At 66.6% G+C, this 16711-nt stretch carries 15 protein-coding genes; 8 read left to right on the forward strand and 7 right to left on the reverse strand.

Translation table 11 applies throughout. The features are described 5' to 3' along the window. Positions 1 to 83 precede the first annotated feature (83 nt). Together fdhD and ASF06_RS08605 are read left to right on the forward strand one after the other, a co-directional pair. Positions 84 to 965 carry a formate dehydrogenase accessory sulfurtransferase FdhD gene (gene fdhD / locus ASF06_RS08600; RefSeq protein ID WP_055945589.1) on the forward strand — a complete coding sequence of 294 codons (882 nt, stop codon included), beginning with the start codon at positions 84 to 86 and terminating at the stop codon, positions 963 to 965. After that, positions 962 to 3265, forward strand: coding sequence for an FdhF/YdeP family oxidoreductase (locus tag ASF06_RS08605; protein ID WP_055945591.1), 2304 nt, complete (start codon positions 962 to 964; stop codon positions 3263 to 3265). Before fdhD ends, ASF06_RS08605 begins: the two co-directional genes overlap by 4 nt. Before the next feature lie 67 nt (positions 3266 to 3332). Here ASF06_RS08605 and ASF06_RS08610 read toward each other — a convergent pair whose 3' ends face one another. Continuing rightward, a complete protein-coding gene (locus ASF06_RS08610; RefSeq protein WP_055946363.1) occupies positions 3333 to 4520 on the reverse strand; it encodes an LLM class flavin-dependent oxidoreductase in 1188 nt (395 codons plus the stop codon). Between the two features lie 88 nt (positions 4521 to 4608). Next, entirely contained in the window at positions 4609 to 5820 is a 1212-nt protein-coding gene (gene fdhA, locus ASF06_RS08615) for a formaldehyde dehydrogenase, glutathione-independent (RefSeq protein ID WP_055926200.1), read from the reverse strand. A 54-nt stretch (positions 5821 to 5874) separates the two neighbouring features. On the opposite strand from fdhA, the gene ASF06_RS08620 reads away from it, so the two are divergent. Continuing rightward, positions 5875 to 6543 carry a histidine phosphatase family protein gene (locus ASF06_RS08620; RefSeq protein ID WP_235500947.1) on the forward strand — a complete coding sequence of 223 codons (669 nt, stop codon included), beginning with the start codon at positions 5875 to 5877 and terminating at the stop codon, positions 6541 to 6543. A 95-nt stretch (positions 6544 to 6638) separates the two neighbouring features. On the opposite strand, the gene bla is transcribed toward ASF06_RS08620, so the two are convergent. The 3 genes from bla to ASF06_RS08635 all read right to left on the reverse strand — a co-directional run bounded on the left by bla (position 6639) and on the right by ASF06_RS08635 (position 9022). Continuing rightward, positions 6639 to 7589: a class A beta-lactamase gene (bla, locus tag ASF06_RS08625; RefSeq protein WP_055945593.1), complete on the reverse strand. Its 951-nt coding sequence runs from the start codon at positions 7587 to 7589 to the stop codon at positions 6639 to 6641. A gap of 121 nt (positions 7590 to 7710) precedes the next feature. Then, on the reverse strand, positions 7711 to 8151 hold the full coding sequence (locus ASF06_RS08630; protein ID WP_200920338.1) for a nitroreductase/quinone reductase family protein: 441 nt from the start codon (positions 8149 to 8151) through the stop codon (positions 7711 to 7713). Between the two features lie 25 nt (positions 8152 to 8176). After that, entirely contained in the window at positions 8177 to 9022 is an 846-nt protein-coding gene (locus tag ASF06_RS08635; protein WP_055946371.1) for a DeoR/GlpR family DNA-binding transcription regulator, read from the reverse strand. 203 nt (positions 9023 to 9225) lie between these two features. Here ASF06_RS08635 and ASF06_RS08640 point away from each other — a divergent pair, with 203 nt between their 5' ends. The 5 genes from ASF06_RS08640 (at position 9226) to ASF06_RS08660 (ending at position 14713) form a co-directional block, all read left to right on the forward strand. Continuing rightward, on the forward strand, positions 9226 to 10515 hold the full coding sequence (locus tag ASF06_RS08640) for an ABC transporter substrate-binding protein (RefSeq protein ID WP_055945595.1): 1290 nt from the start codon (positions 9226 to 9228) through the stop codon (positions 10513 to 10515). Positions 10516 to 10620: 105 nt separating this feature from the next. Beyond that, complete coding sequence (locus ASF06_RS08645; RefSeq protein ID WP_235500948.1) at positions 10621 to 11556, forward strand: carbohydrate ABC transporter permease; 936 nt, start codon at positions 10621 to 10623, stop codon at positions 11554 to 11556. Position 11557: 1 nt separating this feature from the next. Then, the gene (locus tag ASF06_RS08650) at positions 11558 to 12475 is read left to right on the forward strand and encodes a carbohydrate ABC transporter permease (protein WP_082500794.1); all 918 of its coding nucleotides are present in this window, start codon (positions 11558 to 11560) and stop codon (positions 12473 to 12475) included. A 62-nt stretch (positions 12476 to 12537) separates the two neighbouring features. After that, a complete protein-coding gene (locus ASF06_RS08655; protein WP_055945597.1) occupies positions 12538 to 13398 on the forward strand; it encodes a ketose-bisphosphate aldolase in 861 nt (286 codons plus the stop codon). Positions 13399 to 13435: 37 nt separating this feature from the next. Then, a complete protein-coding gene (locus tag ASF06_RS08660; protein ID WP_082500795.1) occupies positions 13436 to 14713 on the forward strand; it encodes an ADP-dependent glucokinase/phosphofructokinase in 1278 nt (425 codons plus the stop codon). Here the strand turns inward: ASF06_RS08660 and ASF06_RS08665 are convergent. Both ASF06_RS08665 and ASF06_RS08670 read right to left on the reverse strand, forming a co-directional pair. Beyond that, on the reverse strand, positions 14650 to 15747 hold the full coding sequence (locus ASF06_RS08665; protein WP_055945600.1) for an ABC transporter permease: 1098 nt from the start codon (positions 15745 to 15747) through the stop codon (positions 14650 to 14652). The genes ASF06_RS08660 and ASF06_RS08665 overlap by 64 nt on opposite strands. Beyond that, positions 15744 to 16628, reverse strand: a complete 885-nt coding sequence (locus tag ASF06_RS08670; protein WP_055945602.1) for an ABC transporter ATP-binding protein — start codon at positions 16626 to 16628, stop codon at positions 15744 to 15746. Before ASF06_RS08670 ends, ASF06_RS08665 begins: the two co-directional genes overlap by 4 nt. Positions 16629 to 16711 lie beyond the last annotated feature (83 nt).

A 16711-nucleotide genomic window follows, 5' to 3' on the forward strand; every position in this document is an offset into this window, starting at 1 on the left:
TCAGTCAGCCTACGAGATGCCGAGTCGCTGGGATGCTGCGGCCAGCCCTGTCGGCATGCGCGAATCGGTGATAGGCATGCTGTATGGGCAGAATCACGGTTCGTCGTCGCGTCACCCGCCTGAGCGTCGGAGGGCACAAGAGCGTGCGCGAAGACGTGCTCGCCGCCGAGGAGCCGCTCGAGATCCGCGTGGGCGGCCAGTCGCTCGCGATCACGATGCGCACCCCGGGCAACGACGTCGACCTCGCCGCGGGCTTCCTCGTGTCTGAGGGTGTGATCTCGAACGGCGAGCAGTTCGCCGCGGCCCGCTACTGTGCGGGCACCGACGATGACGGCATGAACACCTACAACGTGCTCGACGTGACGCTTGCGCCAGGTGTCGCGGCTCCCGATCCGAGTCTGCAGCGCAACTTCTTCACCACGAGCTCGTGCGGGCTCTGCGGCAAGGCGTCGATCGACGCGGTGCGCACGACGTCGGCCTACACGGCCGCAGCGGATGCCCTGCGCATCGAGGCCGCGCTGCTCACGACGTTCCCGGATCGGCTTCGCGAACAGCAGGCCGTCTTCGAGAAGACGGGCGGGCTGCACGCGGCCGCGCTCTTCGACGGCGTCAGCGGCGAGCTGCTCGTGCTGCGCGAAGACGTGGGCCGGCACAACGCCGTCGACAAGGTGATCGGCTGGGCCACCCGCGAGAACCTGCTGCCCCTGCGCGGAACCGTGCTCATGGTCTCGGGCAGGGCCAGCTTCGAACTCGTGCAGAAGGCCTCGATGGCCGGCATCCCGATGCTCGCCGCCGTGTCGGCACCCTCGTCGCTGGCGGTCGAGCTGGCCGTCGAGCTGGGCATCACCCTCGTCGGCTTCCTGCGCGGCGACTCCATGGTCATCTACTCCGGCGCCGAGCGCGTGCTTGAGTCCGACCTACCGCCCGTCGAAAACCTCTCCAGCGAAAGCATCGGTGCCGCATGACCACCATCCCTCCCCGCGAGGACGACTCGCAGCTCGAGGTAGGCGAACGCGAGACCTGGGCTGTCGGCGTTCCCGGCATCGTGCACTCGATGGTTCCGGCGATCGAGGGCATGGGTTTGGCGCGCACGGCCAAGCTGATGCTCGGCCTCAACCAGAAAGACGGGTACGACTGTCCGAGCTGCGCCTGGCCGGACCCCGACAGGCGCAAGGCCGCCGAGTTCTGCGAGAACGGCGCCAAGGCGGTCACATGGGAGGCGACTCCCATCGCGGTGCCCCGTAGCTTCTGGGGGCAGCACTCCATCGATGACCTGCTCACCCGTTCCGAGCACTGGCTCGGCATGCAGGGCCGGCTCGTCGAGCCCGTCTACAAGCCCGCCGGCAAGAACCACTACGAGCCCGTGAGCTGGGAGAAGGCGTTCGAGATCATCGCCTCGCGGCTGAACGAGCTCGACTCCCCCGACGAGGCCGCGTTCTACACGAGCGGACGCACCGCCAACGAGACGGCCTTCGCCTACCAGCTCTTCGTGCGCGCCTTCGGCACCAACAACCTGCCCGACTGCTCGAACATGTGCCACGAGTCCACGGGAACCGCCATGGGCGAGGTCCTCGGCGTGGGCAAGTCCACCATCGCCTACGACGACTTCGAAGACACCGACCTCATCATCGTGATGGGCCAGAACCCGGGCACCAACCACCCGCGCATGCTCACCGCGCTCGAAGACGCCAAGCGCAAGGGCGCGAAGATCGTGGCCATCAACCCGCTGCCCGAGGCCGGGCTCATGCGCTACAAGAATCCGCAGCGCCCGCGCGGCATCGTCGGCCACGGCACGAAGATCGCCGACCAGTTCGTGCACATCCGGCTCGGTGGCGACATGGCGCTGATGCAGGCCGTCTCGAAGCGGGTTCTGGATGCCGAACGCACGGCCCCGGGAACGGTGCTGGACCACGAATTCCTGGCAGAGCACTGCTCGGGGCTCGAGGAGTTCATGGCGCATATCGACGGTCTCGACGACGCCGCGGTGCTGGAGGCCACCGGACTGACGGCATCCGAGATCGACGAACTGGCCGAGCGCTACATCTCCGCCGACCGGGTGATCATCACGTGGGCCATGGGCATCACCCAGCAGAAGAAGGCCGTGGGCACCATCAAGGAGATCGTGAACCTGCTGCTGCTTCGGGGCAACATGGGCAAGCCGGGTGCGGGGGCATCGCCCATCCGGGGTCACAGCAACGTGCAGGGCGACCGCACCATGGGAATCTGGGAGCAGATGCCCGACACGTTCCTGGATGCCCTGCAGAAGGAGTTCTCCTTCGATCCGCCGAGGAAGCACGGCCTCGACGCGGTGAACGCCATGAAGGCGATGTCCCGCGGCGACATCAAGGTGTGGTTCGCCATGGGCGGCAATCTCGTGGCCGCGATCTCCGACAGCCAGGTGGCCGAGGCCGCCATGCGCGGCACGCGGCTCACCGTGCAGGTGTCGACCAAGCTCAACCGCTCGCACGCGGTCATCGGCGACGAGGCGCTCATCCTTCCCACGAAGGGGCGCACGGAGCTCGACCGGCAGGCATCCGGGTTTCAGTTCGTCTCGGTCGAGGACACCGTGTGCGCCGTGCACGCCTCGAGCGGAAAGGTCGAGCCGATCTCGAACCACGTGCTGTCGGAGATCGCCATCGTCAGCCGTCTCGCTCGCGCCGTCCTCGGCGAGGAGTCGCCCATCGACTGGGCCGGGTTCGAGCAGAACTACGATCTGATCCGCGACCACATCGCCCACGTCGTTCCCGGTTTCGAGAACTTCAACGAGCGCATCCGCAACATCGACGGCTTCGTGCTGCCGAACGGTCCGCGCGACAGCCGCACCTTCAACACGCTTACGGGCCGGGCGATGATCACGGTCAATCACCTCGAGCCGGTGGTGCGCCCCGAGGGAACACTGCTGCTGCAGACCCTGCGTGCCCACGACCAGTACAACACCACGATCTACAGCCTCAACGACCGGTATCGCGGCATCAAGAAGGGCCGCAGCGTGGTGTTCGTGAACCCGCTCGACCTCGACGAGCTCGGTCTCGAAGACGGACAGCTCGTCGACGTGTTCAGCGAGTGGAACGACGGAATCGAGCGGGTGCTGCGCTCGTATCGGGTGGTGTCGTACCCGAGCGCCCGGGGGTGCGCCGCGGCGTACTACCCCGAGGCCAACGTGCTCGTGCCGCTCGACGCGGTGACCGACGAGAGCAACACCCCGGTGTCGAAGGCGGTCGTGGTGCGCCTGGTGCCGGCGGCGGCACTCGTTCCCGTTCCCTGAACAGACCCGTTCCCTGAGCCTGTCGAAGGGAGTTGCCCTTCGACAAGCTCAGGGAATGAACGGCTTCTTACAGGCCGAAGGCCGCGCCTGCCTTGGCGAGCGGCTTCGTGCCGCCCTCGGCTGTGAGGCCGGTCCACTGATCCTCGCCGTCGACGTGAGTGGATGCGACGGCACCCTTCGCGCGAGCCGCGGCGACGCGCTCGGCGTGGCTGGGCGGGTTGCTCGGAACGCCCTCGGGGCGCTTCGATTCGTTCTCCTTGCGGAGCGCGGGAACGATCTCCTCGGCCAGGATGTCGATCTGCTCGAGTACCGTCTTCAGCGGCAGCCCGGCGTGGTCGATGAGGAACAGCTGGCGCTGATAGTCACCCACGTGGTCGCGCATCGCGGCGTAGCGGTCGATGACCTCCTGCGGAGATCCCACGGTGAGGGGGGTTTGGGCGGTGAAGTCCTCCATCGTCGGGCCGTGTCCGTAGACCGGGGCATTGTCGAAGTACGGGCGGAACTCGTCCTTCGCGGCCTGCGAGTTCTTGCGGGCGAAGAACTGCCCGCCGAGTCCGACGATCGCCTGGTCGGCGCGGCCGTGGCCGTAGCTCTCGTAGCGGCTGCGGTAGAGCTTCACCATCTGCTCAGTGTGCTCGATCGGCCAGAAGATGTTGTTATGGAAGAAGCCGTCACCGTAGTAGGCGGCCTGCTCTGCGATCTGGGGGCTGCGGATCGAACCGTGCCAGACGAACGGCGCGACTCCGTCGAGGGGCCGCGGGGTCGCGGTGAAGCCCTGCAGCGGGGTGCGGAAGTTTCCGGCCCAGTCCACGACCTCCTCCTCCCAGAGGCGGCGAAGCAGCGCGTAGTTCTCTGTGGCGAGCTCGAGGCCCTTGCGGATGTCCTTGCCGAACCAGGGGTAGACCGGGCCGGTGTTGCCACGGCCCATCATGAGGTCCATGCGGCCGTCGCTGATGACCTGGAGCATCGCGTAGTCCTCGGCGATCTTCACCGGGTCGTTCGTGGTGATGAGCGTGGTGGCCGTGGAGAGCACGATGTTCTTGGTGGTGCCGGCGAGGTAGCCGAGCATCGTCGTGGGCGACGAGGTGACGAAGGGCGGGTTGTGGTGCTCGCCTGCGGCGAAGACGTCGAGCCCGGCCTGGTCGGCGTGCTCGGCGATCGCGATCATGGCCTTGGTGCGCTCAGTGTCGCTGGGCGTGTACCCCGTGGTCGGGTCTGTCGTGACATCGCCGACGCTGAAGATTCCGAACTGCATGTTCACTCACTCCTAAACTTTTCTATGCGTTTGCATATATGTGAGTGAGAACGCGGGGTGGGGCGGGAGTATTCCCGCCCCACGTCAGCTATGCCGCGTCGAGGTAGCCGTTCGGGTTGAGAACGTACTTCGTGGCCGCTCCCGCGTCGAACTCCGCGTAGCCGCGGGGCGCATCGTCGAGCGAGATCGCCTTCGCGTTCACGTTCTTGGCGATGTGCACGCGGTCGTGCAGGATCGCCTGCATGAGGCCGTAGTTGTACTTCATCACCGGGCACTGACCGGTGGTGAACGACAGCGACTTGGCCCATCCGGTACCGAGGCTGAGCGACAGCGAACCCTTCTGGGCCGCCTCGTCGACTCCGCCCGGGTCGCCCGTGACGTAGAGCCCCGGAATGCCCAGCGCGCCGCCGGCTGCAGTCACGTCCATCAGCGAGTTCAGCACCGTCGCCGGAGCCTCTCCGCCGCCGTGACCCCTGGCCTCGAAGCCCACGGCATCCACACCGCAGTCGACCTCGGGAACGCCGAGGATCTGCTCGATCTGGTCGACCAGCTCGCCCGCGCCCAGATTGACCGTCTCGCATCCGAAGCTGCGCGCCTGCGCCAGGCGGTCGTCATTGAAGTCGCCGACGATGACCGCCGCCGCCCCGAGGAGCAGCGCACTCGTGGCCGCCGCGAGACCGACAGGGCCGGCACCCGCGACATACACGGTCGACCCGACTCCGACGCCAGCCGTGACCGCCCCGTGGAATCCGGTCGGGAAGATGTCGGACAGCATCGTCAGATCCATGATCTTCTCGAGCGCCTGATCGCGGTCGGGGAACTTCAGCAGGTTCCAGTCGGCATACGGAACGAGGACGAACTCGGCCTGCCCACCGACCCATCCGCCCATGTCGACGTAGCCGTAGGCGCTGCCGGGCCGATCGGGGTTCACGTTGAGGCAGATGCCCGTCTTGCGCTCCTTGCAGTTGCGGCAGCGACCGCATGCGATGTTGAAGGGAACACTCACGATGTCGCCGACCTTGATGAACTCGACGCCCGGGCCGACCTCGACGACCTCACCGGTGATCTCGTGGCCGAGGACCAGGTTCACCGGGGCGGTCGTGCGACCTCGCACCATGTGCTGATCCGAGCCGCAGATATTCGTTGCGATCGTTCTGATGATCGCTCCGTGCGGCACCTTGCGTCCGACGTTCGCGGGATTGACCCCTGGACCGTCTTTCAGCTCGAAGACGGGGTAGTCGATGTCGATGACCTCGACTTCGCCCGGTCCTTTGTATGCGACTGCTCTGTTTCCTGCCATGTTGATCTCCCTTGATCACCGGTCCCCTGACGGGGACGTCGTTAGGCTGACTCTATGTCGCACACATGGATTCCAACAGGGAAATCCCACATTCGGATGCTTCTCATACGGCACGCGGAGTCCACTGCCAACGAGGCGGGAATCCTGTCGACGACGCAGCCGGGGCCCGAGCTCACGCCACGCGGACGCGAGCAGGCCGAGGCCCTCGCCGTGACCCTCGGCGACGCGCCTCTCGACGGCCTCTACGCATCCACTCTTCGCCGAACCCAGCTCACGGCCGAGCCCCTGTCGCGCGCGACGGGCCTGCCCGTGACCGTGGTCGAGGGCATCCACGAGATCGAGGCGGGCGAACTCGAGGACCGCAGCGATCACGAGGCCATGTCAGCCTACGCCTCGCCGTTTCGCATCTGGGCGCAGGGCGACTTCACCGCCGCCGTTCCCGGCGGTTTCAGCGGCGACCACTTCTTCGAGCGCTTCGATCGCGGCATCACCGAGATCTGGCGGGCCCAGCAGGCCTCGTCGGCCGAGCGACCGGATGGCGGCACGGTCGCGGTCGTCGACCACGACGCCGCGATCCGCGTGTGGGTGGCCGGCCGCGCCGACAATCTTGGTCCGGAGTTCACGGTCACGCACGGACTGGGCAACACGGGCATCGTGGTGCTCACGGGCTCGCCCGACGACGGCTGGCACGTCGAGTCGTGGCAGGGCGAACCGGTCGCCTGACGCGGCTCAGCCCCGCATCCGCGCCCCCGCGGCGCATCCGCGACCGGTCGAGTGGCGGCATGTGCACCGAACGGGCGCGGACTCGTCTCTGCGGCTCAGTAGCCGAGGCCCGCGAGCGCGGCCTCGGTGGCGCGCGCGATGAGCGCGTTGTCGTACTCCGCGTCCTCGGTGGGGCGGTTCGACATGATCACGAGCACGATCGGCGACCCGCTCGGCGGCCACACGAGCGCGATGTCGTTGCGCGTGCCGTACGCCCCCGCGCCGGACTTGTCGGCGACCGACCATCCGGCATCCAGACCCGCGGCGATGAGCTCGGAGCCCGTGGCGTTGCCGGTCATCCAGTCGATGAGCTGCGACTGCTGCGCCGCGCCCAGGGCGTCGGTGGTGAGCAGGGTGGCGAGGTCGAGGGCGAATGCGCGCGGGGTGCTGGTGTCGCGGGTATCTCCGGGGATCGCGCTGTTGAGGTCGGTCTCGATGCGATCTGAGCTGCTCGTCGTGTCGCCGAGATCGCGGAGCGCCTGGGTGAACCCCTCCGGCCCGCCGAGACGCTCGAGAACGATATTGCCCGCCGTGTTGTCGCTGAAGCGCACCGCCGCCTCGGCCACGGCGCGGAGCGTCATGCCCTCGTCGACGTTCGCCTCGGTGACCGGCGAGTTGGGCAGCAGCTCGTCTGCGCCATACGAGACCAGTTCGTCGAGCTGCTCGTCGGGCACGGTCTTCAGCAGGATGCCCGCCGCGAGCGCCTTGAAGGTCGACGCGTAGGCGAATCGCTCGTCGGCGCGGTAGGCCACCTCGGCGCGGCTGAGCGGGTCGAGCGCGTAGACGCCGAGCCGAGCGTCGAATTCCTGCTCGAGCTGCGCGAAGGCGGGAGTGGGATCGCTCGGCGCCGCCGGCGGAGTCGTGACCACGGGTTCCGATACGGCCGCGGGCGTGGGGCTGGGCGCGGGCGTCGAGCACGCTCCGAGCAGAGAGAGCACGACCGCTGCCGTCACGGTCGCAAGACCACCCGATCGGATGCGTCGCGCCACTCGTGAGCTCGTTCTCATCCCTCGAGTGTGCCAGCCCGGGGGCTGGCTGTCACATGCTGCCCTTCGACAGGCTCAGGGAACGGGGCCCTTCGACAGGCTCAGGGAACGGTGGGCTTCGACAGCCTCAGGGAACGGACGGCTAGCGCGGCGTCAGCCTGAGCACGGGGATCACCCGCGCGCCCGCCTTGACCTGGTAGTCGGCGAAGCCCGAGGCGACAGCCACCACCTGCGCCCAGGCGGCGTCGCGCTCGTCGCCGTGCAGTTCGTGCGCCGTGACCTCGACCATTCCCTGGGGCGTCTCGATGGTGATGTCGGGGTTCTGCACGAGGTTGTAGTACCAGGCCGGGTTCTCGGGCGCGCCCGCCTTCGACGCGTACACGAGCCACGAGTCCTCGTCGCGCAGCGCCATCGTGGGCGCCACGCGCTCGTCGCCGGAGCGCGCTCCGATGGTGTGAAGCAGAACGAGCTTGTCGCCGAACCCCGCCGTCTCGACGTGACCGCCGTTGGCGCGGAACTCCTCGATGATGCGGTCGTTGAAGTCCATCGTCGTCTCCTTGTCGCGAACCTTCTTCTCGACCATCTCACACCAGGTGGGCGCGCGGCGTCTAGGAGGAGGACGCTCCGCTCGGCGGGAGGAGCACCTCGACCTTGTTCCTACGGAGGGCCTCTGCGAGCTCGCCCTCCGGAGCGACATCGGTGACGAGATAGTCCACGCTGCCCAGCTCGGCCACCTGAGCGAAGAGTCGGCGGTCGAACTTCGACGAGTCGGCGAGGATCGCGACCTTCGACGCCCGCGACACCATCTCGCTCATCATCAGCGCCTCGGCCAGGTTGCTCGTCGAGAAGCCGCTCTCGGCCGAGACCGCTCCGACCGAGATCAGAGCCAGGTCGCAGTGCAGGTCGAGGTCGTTGCCGGTGTCGGAGAACTGGAAACCGATGGGCCCGATGGTGGCCTGGCCGCTCAGCCTCACTGCGCCGCCGAACACATAGAGGTCACGGCACACCTTCGGCGAGATCTCGGTCGGGATGCGGAGGTTGTTCGTGGCGATAGTCAACTCGCGGTGATCCTCGAGATGCCGCACGACGGCCAGCGTCGTGGTGCCGGCGTTGATCATGACGACCGAGCCGTTCTCGACGAGCCCCGCCGCCAGGGCGCCGATCTTCTCCTTGGCCGACCGCTGCAGCCTGAGTCGCACGTCGAGCTTCTTCTCGGTCGACGGCATCACCGCGATGCTGACCGCGCCGCCGTGCGTTCGCACGAGAAAGCCGTCGGCGTCGAGCTGATCGAGATCTCGCCGGATCGTGTCGGCGGAGACACCGAATCGCACGGCGAGTGCCGACACCGTGACCTCGCCGACCTCGGTGACGTACGCCGTGAGGTCGGCCTTTCGTCCCGCCGGCAGCCGGAGAGGCTGATCGTCGCCGTCTGAGAGAGAAGATGAGTCGGCCACGTCTGATTTGTAGCAGAACATCGCAGAAATACGCAACCCGCTGCCTGACGACGAGATATTGGCGCCGAGACCGCTGCAAAAGACGCATAAGAACGCAGCACAATGCGATTACTTGCGTTAATGCTCTGGCGGGACTACTCTCACAACGATAAGGCGCACAAAAGCGCATTCAACAGCATGATCCCGCATCTCATAGGAGAGACATGAGCAAAGAAGCTCGTTTTAGAAGAGGCCTCACCACAGCTGTGGCTGCGGCCGCTGCCCTCACCCTCGTCACCGGCTGCTCGTCCGGCGCCGGCAGCGACGACTCCGCCTCGGGTGGCGACGTCACCATCGAACTCGCCCAGTGGTGGGAGCCGGAACTGCCCGACGGCGCGCTGCGCACCCTGATGGACACCTTCGAGTCGGAGAACCCCGGCATCAAGGTCAAGCTGCTCAGCGGCCCCTACGCCTCGACGAAAGAGCAGCTCTTCGCCGGCGCGGCGGCGGGCACGATGTCCGACGTCGTCGGCCTCGACGGCGCCTGGGTCAGCGACTTCGCCAAGCAGGGCGCCCTCGCCGACCTCAGCACTCTGATGAAGGACGCCAACTACGACGACAGCGAACTCGCCAGCACCATCGAGGTCGACGGCAAGACCCAGATGATCCCCGTAGTCAACTTCGTCTACCCGCTCTTCACGAACGACGACCTGCTGGCGAAGGCCGGCATCACCGCTCCGCCGTCGACCCGAACCGAGTTCGAGACGGCCGCGAAGGCCGTGACGGCGCTCGGCGACAACACGAGCGGCTGGGTCCTGCCGCTCTCCTCCGAGGCGCCCAACGGCATCCAGAACGACGTGATGTCGTGGGTCTGGTCGTCGGGCGGAACCATGCTGAAGGACGGCAAGCCCGACGTCACCAACGACGACGTCACGTCCGCCGTCGAGTACATCAAGGGCCTGAACGATGACGGCGTGATCGCACCCGGCTCGGCCACGATGAAGGAGCAGGACAAGGTCGAGGAGTTCACCAACGGCCGCGTCGGCATGATGATCGACTCGCTGTCGCACATCGACCTGATCCGCACGTCGAACCCCGACCTCAAGTTCAGCATCTCCGCGATCCCGGCCGAAGACGGCTTCAGCGGAGAGCGCGGAATCCCCTACGCCTCGTGGGGCATCGGCGTCTCGGCCAGCAGCAAGCACCCGGCCGAGTCCTGGAAGCTCGTGCAGTTCCTCATGAGCGAGAAGACGAACTCCGAGCTGTCGACCCTCGCGAACGCGTTCCCGGGCAACACGAAGAGCGTGCCCGACTTCTCGTCGAGCGACCCGCTGTTCAAGGAGGCCTTCGACATCTACTCCGAGGGCAAGCCCGCCAACGAGTTCGTCGGACTGCCGGTTGCCGAACAGCTGATGCGTCTCTTCGACGAGCAGCTGCAGGCGATTCTGCAGGGAAACGAGTCGGTCGATGACGGCCTGAAGAAGGCCCAGGATGCGTGGGTCGGGGAGTTCTAGCCCCCTCGCCCCACAAACACCCGTCGATTGACGGCCGCGCCGCGGCCAGCCCTTGCAGAAAGGGAGCTCCGCGGCGCGGCCACCCCTCACAGAAAGGCTTCTGCAGTGGCCTCGACCAACACCGTCGTCAGACCGGTCAGCACGAAGCGCAGCACCCCCAGGTGGGCTCCCACCGCACGCAGGCTGACCCCCTACGCCTTCCTCTCGCCGACCGTCATCGTGATGCTCGTGCTCATGCTCATCCCGGTGATCATGGTCATCGGGTACTCGTTCATGGACAACGTGATCACGAACAAGTTCCCGGTGTTCGTCGGGCTCGACAACTACGTCGAGGTGCTGAGCGACCCGGTGTTCCGCACCGCGACCGGCAACACCCTCTTCTTCACGCTGGTGAGCGTTGCCGCTCACCTGCTGCTGGGCCTCGGCTTCGCGATGCTGCTGAACTCGCCCCTCGTCGGCAACGTCACGAAGGCGCTCTTCCGGGTCGTCTACATCCTGCCGTGGCTGTTCACCGTCGCCATCATCGCGGTGCTCTGGCGCCTGATGCTGAACCCGAACGGCGTCATCAACTACATCCTCATCTCGCTCGGCCTGACCGACAAGGGCATCGAGTGGCTGTCGTCTCCCGACACGGCGCTGCTCGCCGTGACATTCATCAACATCTGGGCCGGCTACTCGTTCTACATGGTCACCCTTCTCGCCGGTCTGCAGGGCGTGCCCGCCGACCTGTACGAGGCGGCCAGGGTCGACGGCGCATCCGCATTCCAGCGTTTCTGGAACGTGACCCTGCCCCAGCTGAAACCGATCATCATCAGCATGAGCGTGCTCGACATCATCTGGACCTCGCAGCAGTTCGCCCTCATCTGGATGACGACCGGCGGCGGACCCGTCAACGTCACGGAGATGCTCAGCACCTACACCTACAAGCTCGCCTTCAGCCGCTACGAGTTCTCCGTCGCCTCCGCGAGCGCCGTGCTCATCCTTCTTCTCACCATGGTGCTCGCGTTCTTCTACGTGCGTCACCAGAAAGCGCGTGACTGACATGACGACATTCGCCCAGAAACAGAGTTCGGCCGTTCGTACGACACCGGATGGCGCCCGACGCTCGCCCGCGCAGAAGCCGCGGCGCCGGCCGAAGGAGCGACTCGCGAAGGTCGTCATCATCCTGCTGCTGCTGACGGGGGCGGCCTTCGCCGCCTTCCCGATCCTCTGGATGGCCTCGAGCTCGTTCAAGCCGAACACCGAGATCTTCGCCTACCCGCCGCAGCTGATCACCTCGACGTTCTCGTTCGACGCGTACATCACGATCCTCACCGATCCCACGAAGGTGCGCTTCTTCATCAACAGCTACGTCGTCTCGCTGGCCGTCACCGCGTTGACACTGCTCGTGGCGATCCTCGCCTCGTACGCCTTCAGCCGCTACGAGTTCAAGGGCAAGCGCCCGATCAACATGGTCATCGTGAGCATTCAGGCGGTGCCGCCGATCACGCTGCTGATCCCGTTCTTCGGGCTCATGGTGGTGCTCGGCCTCTACAACACGTATCAGGGCCTCATCCTCACCTACCTGGTGTTCACGCTGCCCTACGCGATCATCATGATGACCGGCTACTTCAACACCCTGCCGAAGGAGCTCGACGAGGCGGCCCGCATGGACGGGGCCGGCCCGCTCACCGTGCTGTGGCGCATCCTGGTGCCGATCTCGATACCCGGCATCGTCTCCGTGGGCGTCTACACGTTCATGATCGCGTGGAACGAATACCTCTTCGCCCTCACGCTCACCCGCACGGAGGACATGCGCACGGTGCCTATCGGCATCCAGCTGCTCATGGGCCAGAACTCGTACGAGTGGAACGAGATGATGGCGATGAGCATCCTCGGCTGCATCCCCGTGCTGATCCTCTTCCTCTTCTTCCAGCGCTACTTCATCGGCGGCATGACCGCCGGCGCCGTCAAGAGCTGACCCTTCTTTCCCCCTTCCCTGCGACACCACTGCCTCACCACAAAACAAGGAGAAAACCCACCATGCTCGTATCCGGAAAAGACCTTCTCGATGTCGCCAACGCGAACAACTTCGCCGTGCCGGCGTTCAACGTCAGCGACTACGCCATGATGAACGGCCTCTTCGAGATCAGCGAAGAGAAGCAGTCGCCGCTGCTCATCGCCATCCACCCCGACGAGTTGAGCCACATCGGCACCGATGTGCTGCACGCGATCATCGCCAGGGCGAACCGCTCGAGCGTGCCGGTCACCATCCACCTCGACCACGGCGCGAGCTACGAACAGGTGCTGCTGGCCATTCAGAGCGGCTTCACCTCGGTGATGATCGACGGCTCGATGCTTCCGTTCGACGAGAACATCGCCATCACGAAGAAGGTCGTCGACACGGCACACGCCGTGGGCGTCTCCGTCGAGGGAGAGCTCGGCACGATCGGCAAGACCGACAACGAGGCCGAAGACGGCGCCGCATCCATCATCTACACCGAGCCCGACGAGGCGGTGACGTTCGTCGAGGCCACCGGCGTCGACAGCCTGGCCATCGCCATCGGAACCAGCCACGGCATCTACCCGGCGAGCATGAAGCCCGAGCTCAAGCTCGAGCTGCTCAAGCGCATCAAGGCCAAGGTCAACATCCCCCTCGTGCTTCACGGCGGATCCAACAACCCCGACCGCGAGATCGGCGAGTCGGTGAAGCTCGGAGTGAATAAGATCAACATCTCGTCGGACATCAAGGCGGCTTACCACAACAAGATGCGCGAGGTGCTGGCCGACGCGAGCGTGCGCGAGCCCAACACCATCCAGCCCCCGTCGATCGCCGCGATGAAGGAGACGGCCGCCCAGAAGATCGACCTCTTCGAATCGGCCGGCAAGGCCACGCTGTACTGACCGACGGGCGCGAGCCCACGAAGCGTTTGGTGTCACGATGAATGAGAAGCTCGTGCTGGGTCTCGGCGGAACGGTGGACTACGAGATCGTCTGGGACTCCCGGGTGATCGACGACCTCGTGCTGCACTACGCGATCCAGCCCTCGGAGCTCTCCCGGCTGATCGCGATCCGCAGCGAACGCGACCTGCTGATCGCCCTGCTCGCCTTCGTGAAGGACGGCGCGGGAGGAGAGCGCTTCGTCGCCTCCTCCCGCACGGTCGAAGAGTTCGCCGCCCGATTCCGTCGACGCATCACCCTCGGCGGAACGGGCGTGCGGGCGGCCTACGCGATGGAGGCGCTGGGCGTGACCTGCACCCTGCACCTCGTGAGCATCGACGACAACGTACGCAGGCTGCTCCCCCGGGGCTCGGCCTACATCTCGAGCGCCGAGCGCGACACCCTCGACCCGCACCTCATCGTTCAATTCGTCGAGGGCAGCAGGGTGCGCGTGGGCGAGCTGGAGCTGCGTTCGCCGCACGCCAACCGCGTGATCTTCGCCAACGATCCGCCGAACGCCGAGCTCGTGCTCAGCGACGAACTCGGCAGCAGCCTGGAACAGGCCGAGCTCTTCATGATCTCGGGATTCAACAGCATCCAGAGCGAGGAGACGCTGCTGCGACGCCTCGACGACATTCGCCGGCACCTGAGCCGGCTGCCGCAGAGCGCGCTCGTCTTCTACGAGGACTCAGGCTTCCACGTACCGGCCCTGAGCCGGCACGTGCGCGAGGCCCTGCTCGACCGCATCGACGTGTACAGCATGAACGAAGACGAGATGCAGGCCTACGTCGGCCACCCCGTCGACCTGCTCGACGTCGACGAGGTCTGCGCCGCGCTCGGCGAGCTCCGCGAACTCATCCCGGCCTCGCTGCTGGTGGTGCACACCAAGTTCTGGTCGCTCGCCCTGGGCGAGCGCGCCGGCGACTACGAGGATGCGCTGCGCGGTGCGATCCAGATGGCCAGCACCCGCTACGTGCGCGGCGACGGCTTCACCGAGCGCAACTATGTGCAGACCGGCCTGCTGCCCCTCAACCCGCTGGGGGCCGAGCTGGCCGCCGGTATCCGGGCCCGCCTGGGCGCCGAGGTCTGCTGCGTGCCCGCCTTTCTGCTGACGGTCGAGCAGCCCACCACGATCGGCCTCGGCGACACCTTCGTCGGTGGATTCATCGCGGCGATCGCGCGACGCGCCCCTTCGACAGGCTCAGGGAACGAATCTCAGCCGCGCAGCGCATCCAGGATCTTCACCCTCGCGCCCGTGCGCAGCAGCGAGTTCGAGTAGATCCTCGACCCGAGCAGCACGACCACCACGGTCGTGGCGATGATGACCACCAGCGCGAGAAGCGGCTCCCACCACTCGGCGGTTCCGAGGTAGATGCGCATCGGCATGCCGATCGGTGCCGAGAACGGCACGTACGACATGATCGTGAGCACCAGGTCGTTGTCCCAGGCGAACACGATGAGGAAGTACGGGATCATCACCAGCATCATCACGGGCGTGGTCACCGATCCGATGTCCTCCTGTCGCGACACGAGCGCGGCAGCCGAGGCGAACAGCGCGGCCAGCAGCACGAAGCCCACGGCGAAGAACACCACGAACCAGACGATCGATGGTCCCAGGTCGCCGAGCAGCGCATCCTGCCCCGTCACCACCAGTCCGACGATAGCGGCCGCGGCGATCAGAACGATCTGGCCGAACGCCAGGACCGTGTTGCCGATCACCTTGCCGGCCAGCAGGGCGCGGGCGGAGATCGCCGACATCAGGATCTCGACGACGCGGCTGGCCTTCTCCTCGACGACGCTCTGGGCGATCGTCGTGCCGAACAGGGTCGCCGCCATGAAGAACACGATGCCGAAGCCGAGCCCCACCAGATAGGCGAGCGACCCGTTCTGGTCGGCGGGCTCGAGCAGCGACACCTCGGGCGTCACGCTCAGCAGCTGCACGAGCGCGGTGGGCGCCTCCTCGAGCGCCAGAATCCGGATGCCCGTGGGCCCGTCGCCCGGAACGATCGAGGCCTCGACATCGCCGGCTCGCACGAGCCGCTCGGCATCGCCGACGCTGTCGGCCTCGGTCACGTCGAGCGACGCGACCTGGCTGAACGGCTGGGCATCTCCGACGACGGCGACGCGGGTGACGGAGCTCGAGGCGGACGCGCCGAAGATGCTGCCCGCCACGATCGACGCGATCACGGCCAGCAGCAGGATCGCCGACGAGACGATGAAGGCCTTGCTGCGCAGCCGCATGCGCACCTCGCGGTCGGCGACGAGCACGGCGCTCTGAACGAAGGTGTTGGCCCGGGTGTCTGCGATGGTCATTTCACGACCTCCGTGAAGATCTCGGCGAGCGATCGGTGCCGGGGCGCGAAGCTGGCGACCGGCCCCTGCTGCAGGGCGCGCCGAAGAACGGCCTGCGCGGCCTCGTCGTCGTCGGCCTCGAAGAGGGCGTAGCCCCCGTCGAAGTCGAGCACGGTGACGCCGGGCATCTCGCGCACCCAGGCCGCGTCGGATGCGACGAGCAGTTCGAACTGCCGCACCGCATTGTCGTCCTGCAGCTTCTGGCGAGAGCCGCTGGCCCTGACCTGGCCGTTCGCGATCACGACCACGTCGTCGCAGAGCCGCTCGACGACATCCAGCTGGTGCGACGAGAACAGCACCGGCGCACCCCGCTTCGCCACGTCGTGCAGCACCCCGAGCACGGTCTCGACCGCCATGGGGTCGAGGCCGGAGAAGGGTTCGTCGAGAATGAGTACCTCGGGAGAGTGCACGAGCGCGGCGGCGATCTGGGCGCGCTGCTGGTTTCCGAGCGAGAGGCTCTCGACGGTGCCGTTCGCGCGCTCGGCGAGGCCGAGCCGCTCGAGCAGTTCGGCGGCGTTCGCCTCGGCGTCGCGACGGGAGAGACCGTGCAGCCGGGCGAGGTACACGAGCTGCTCGGCGACCTTCATCTTGGCGTAGAGCCCCCGCTCCTCCGGCATGTAGCCGAAGCGACGCCGATCGGCCGCGCCGAGCACGGAGCCGCCCAGGCGCACCGTTCCGGAGTCGGCGGCGAGCACGCCCAGGATGATGCGCATGGTCGTGGTCTTGCCGGCGCCGTTGCCCCCCACGAACCCGGTCAGTCGGCCGTCTCCGACCTCGAAGCTCACGGCGTCGAGGGCGGTGCGGTCGCCGAAGCGTTTGGTGACTGCGTCGAGCTGCAGCATGGATGTTCCTTCCGTCGCCTCCACGCTATTGAGGGCCGCGCACGCTCACATCCCCCGCCAGACGTAGCGCGCGCAGCCCTCCT

The organism is Agreia sp. Leaf244 (genome assembly GCF_001422695.1).
Classification (GTDB): Bacteria; Actinomycetota; Actinomycetes; order Actinomycetales; family Microbacteriaceae; genus Agreia.

Coding starts and splice junctions, on each gene's coding strand:
- ASF06_RS08650 (WP_082500794.1), top strand. CDS start 11,558: ATGACGACATTCGCCCAGAAACAGAGTTCGGCCGTTCGTACGACACCG.
- ASF06_RS08665 (WP_055945600.1), bottom strand. CDS start 15,747: ATGACCATCGCAGACACCCGGGCCAACACCTTCGTTCAGAGCGCCGTG.
- ASF06_RS08660 (WP_082500795.1), top strand. CDS start 13,436: ATGAATGAGAAGCTCGTGCTGGGTCTCGGCGGAACGGTGGACTACGAG.
- ASF06_RS08640 (WP_055945595.1), top strand. CDS start 9,226: ATGAGCAAAGAAGCTCGTTTTAGAAGAGGCCTCACCACAGCTGTGGCT.
- fdhD (WP_055945589.1), top strand. CDS start 84: ATGGGCAGAATCACGGTTCGTCGTCGCGTCACCCGCCTGAGCGTCGGA.
- bla (WP_055945593.1), bottom strand. CDS start 7,589: ATGAGAACGAGCTCACGAGTGGCGCGACGCATCCGATCGGGTGGTCTT.
- ASF06_RS08630 (WP_200920338.1), bottom strand. CDS start 8,151: ATGGTCGAGAAGAAGGTTCGCGACAAGGAGACGACGATGGACTTCAAC.
- ASF06_RS08605 (WP_055945591.1), top strand. CDS start 962: ATGACCACCATCCCTCCCCGCGAGGACGACTCGCAGCTCGAGGTAGGC.
- ASF06_RS08655 (WP_055945597.1), top strand. CDS start 12,538: ATGCTCGTATCCGGAAAAGACCTTCTCGATGTCGCCAACGCGAACAAC.
- ASF06_RS08670 (WP_055945602.1), bottom strand. CDS start 16,628: ATGCTGCAGCTCGACGCAGTCACCAAACGCTTCGGCGACCGCACCGCC.
- fdhA (WP_055926200.1), bottom strand. CDS start 5,820: ATGGCAGGAAACAGAGCAGTCGCATACAAAGGACCGGGCGAAGTCGAG.
- ASF06_RS08620 (WP_235500947.1), top strand. CDS start 5,875: ATGTCGCACACATGGATTCCAACAGGGAAATCCCACATTCGGATGCTT.
- ASF06_RS08610 (WP_055946363.1), bottom strand. CDS start 4,520: ATGCAGTTCGGAATCTTCAGCGTCGGCGATGTCACGACAGACCCGACC.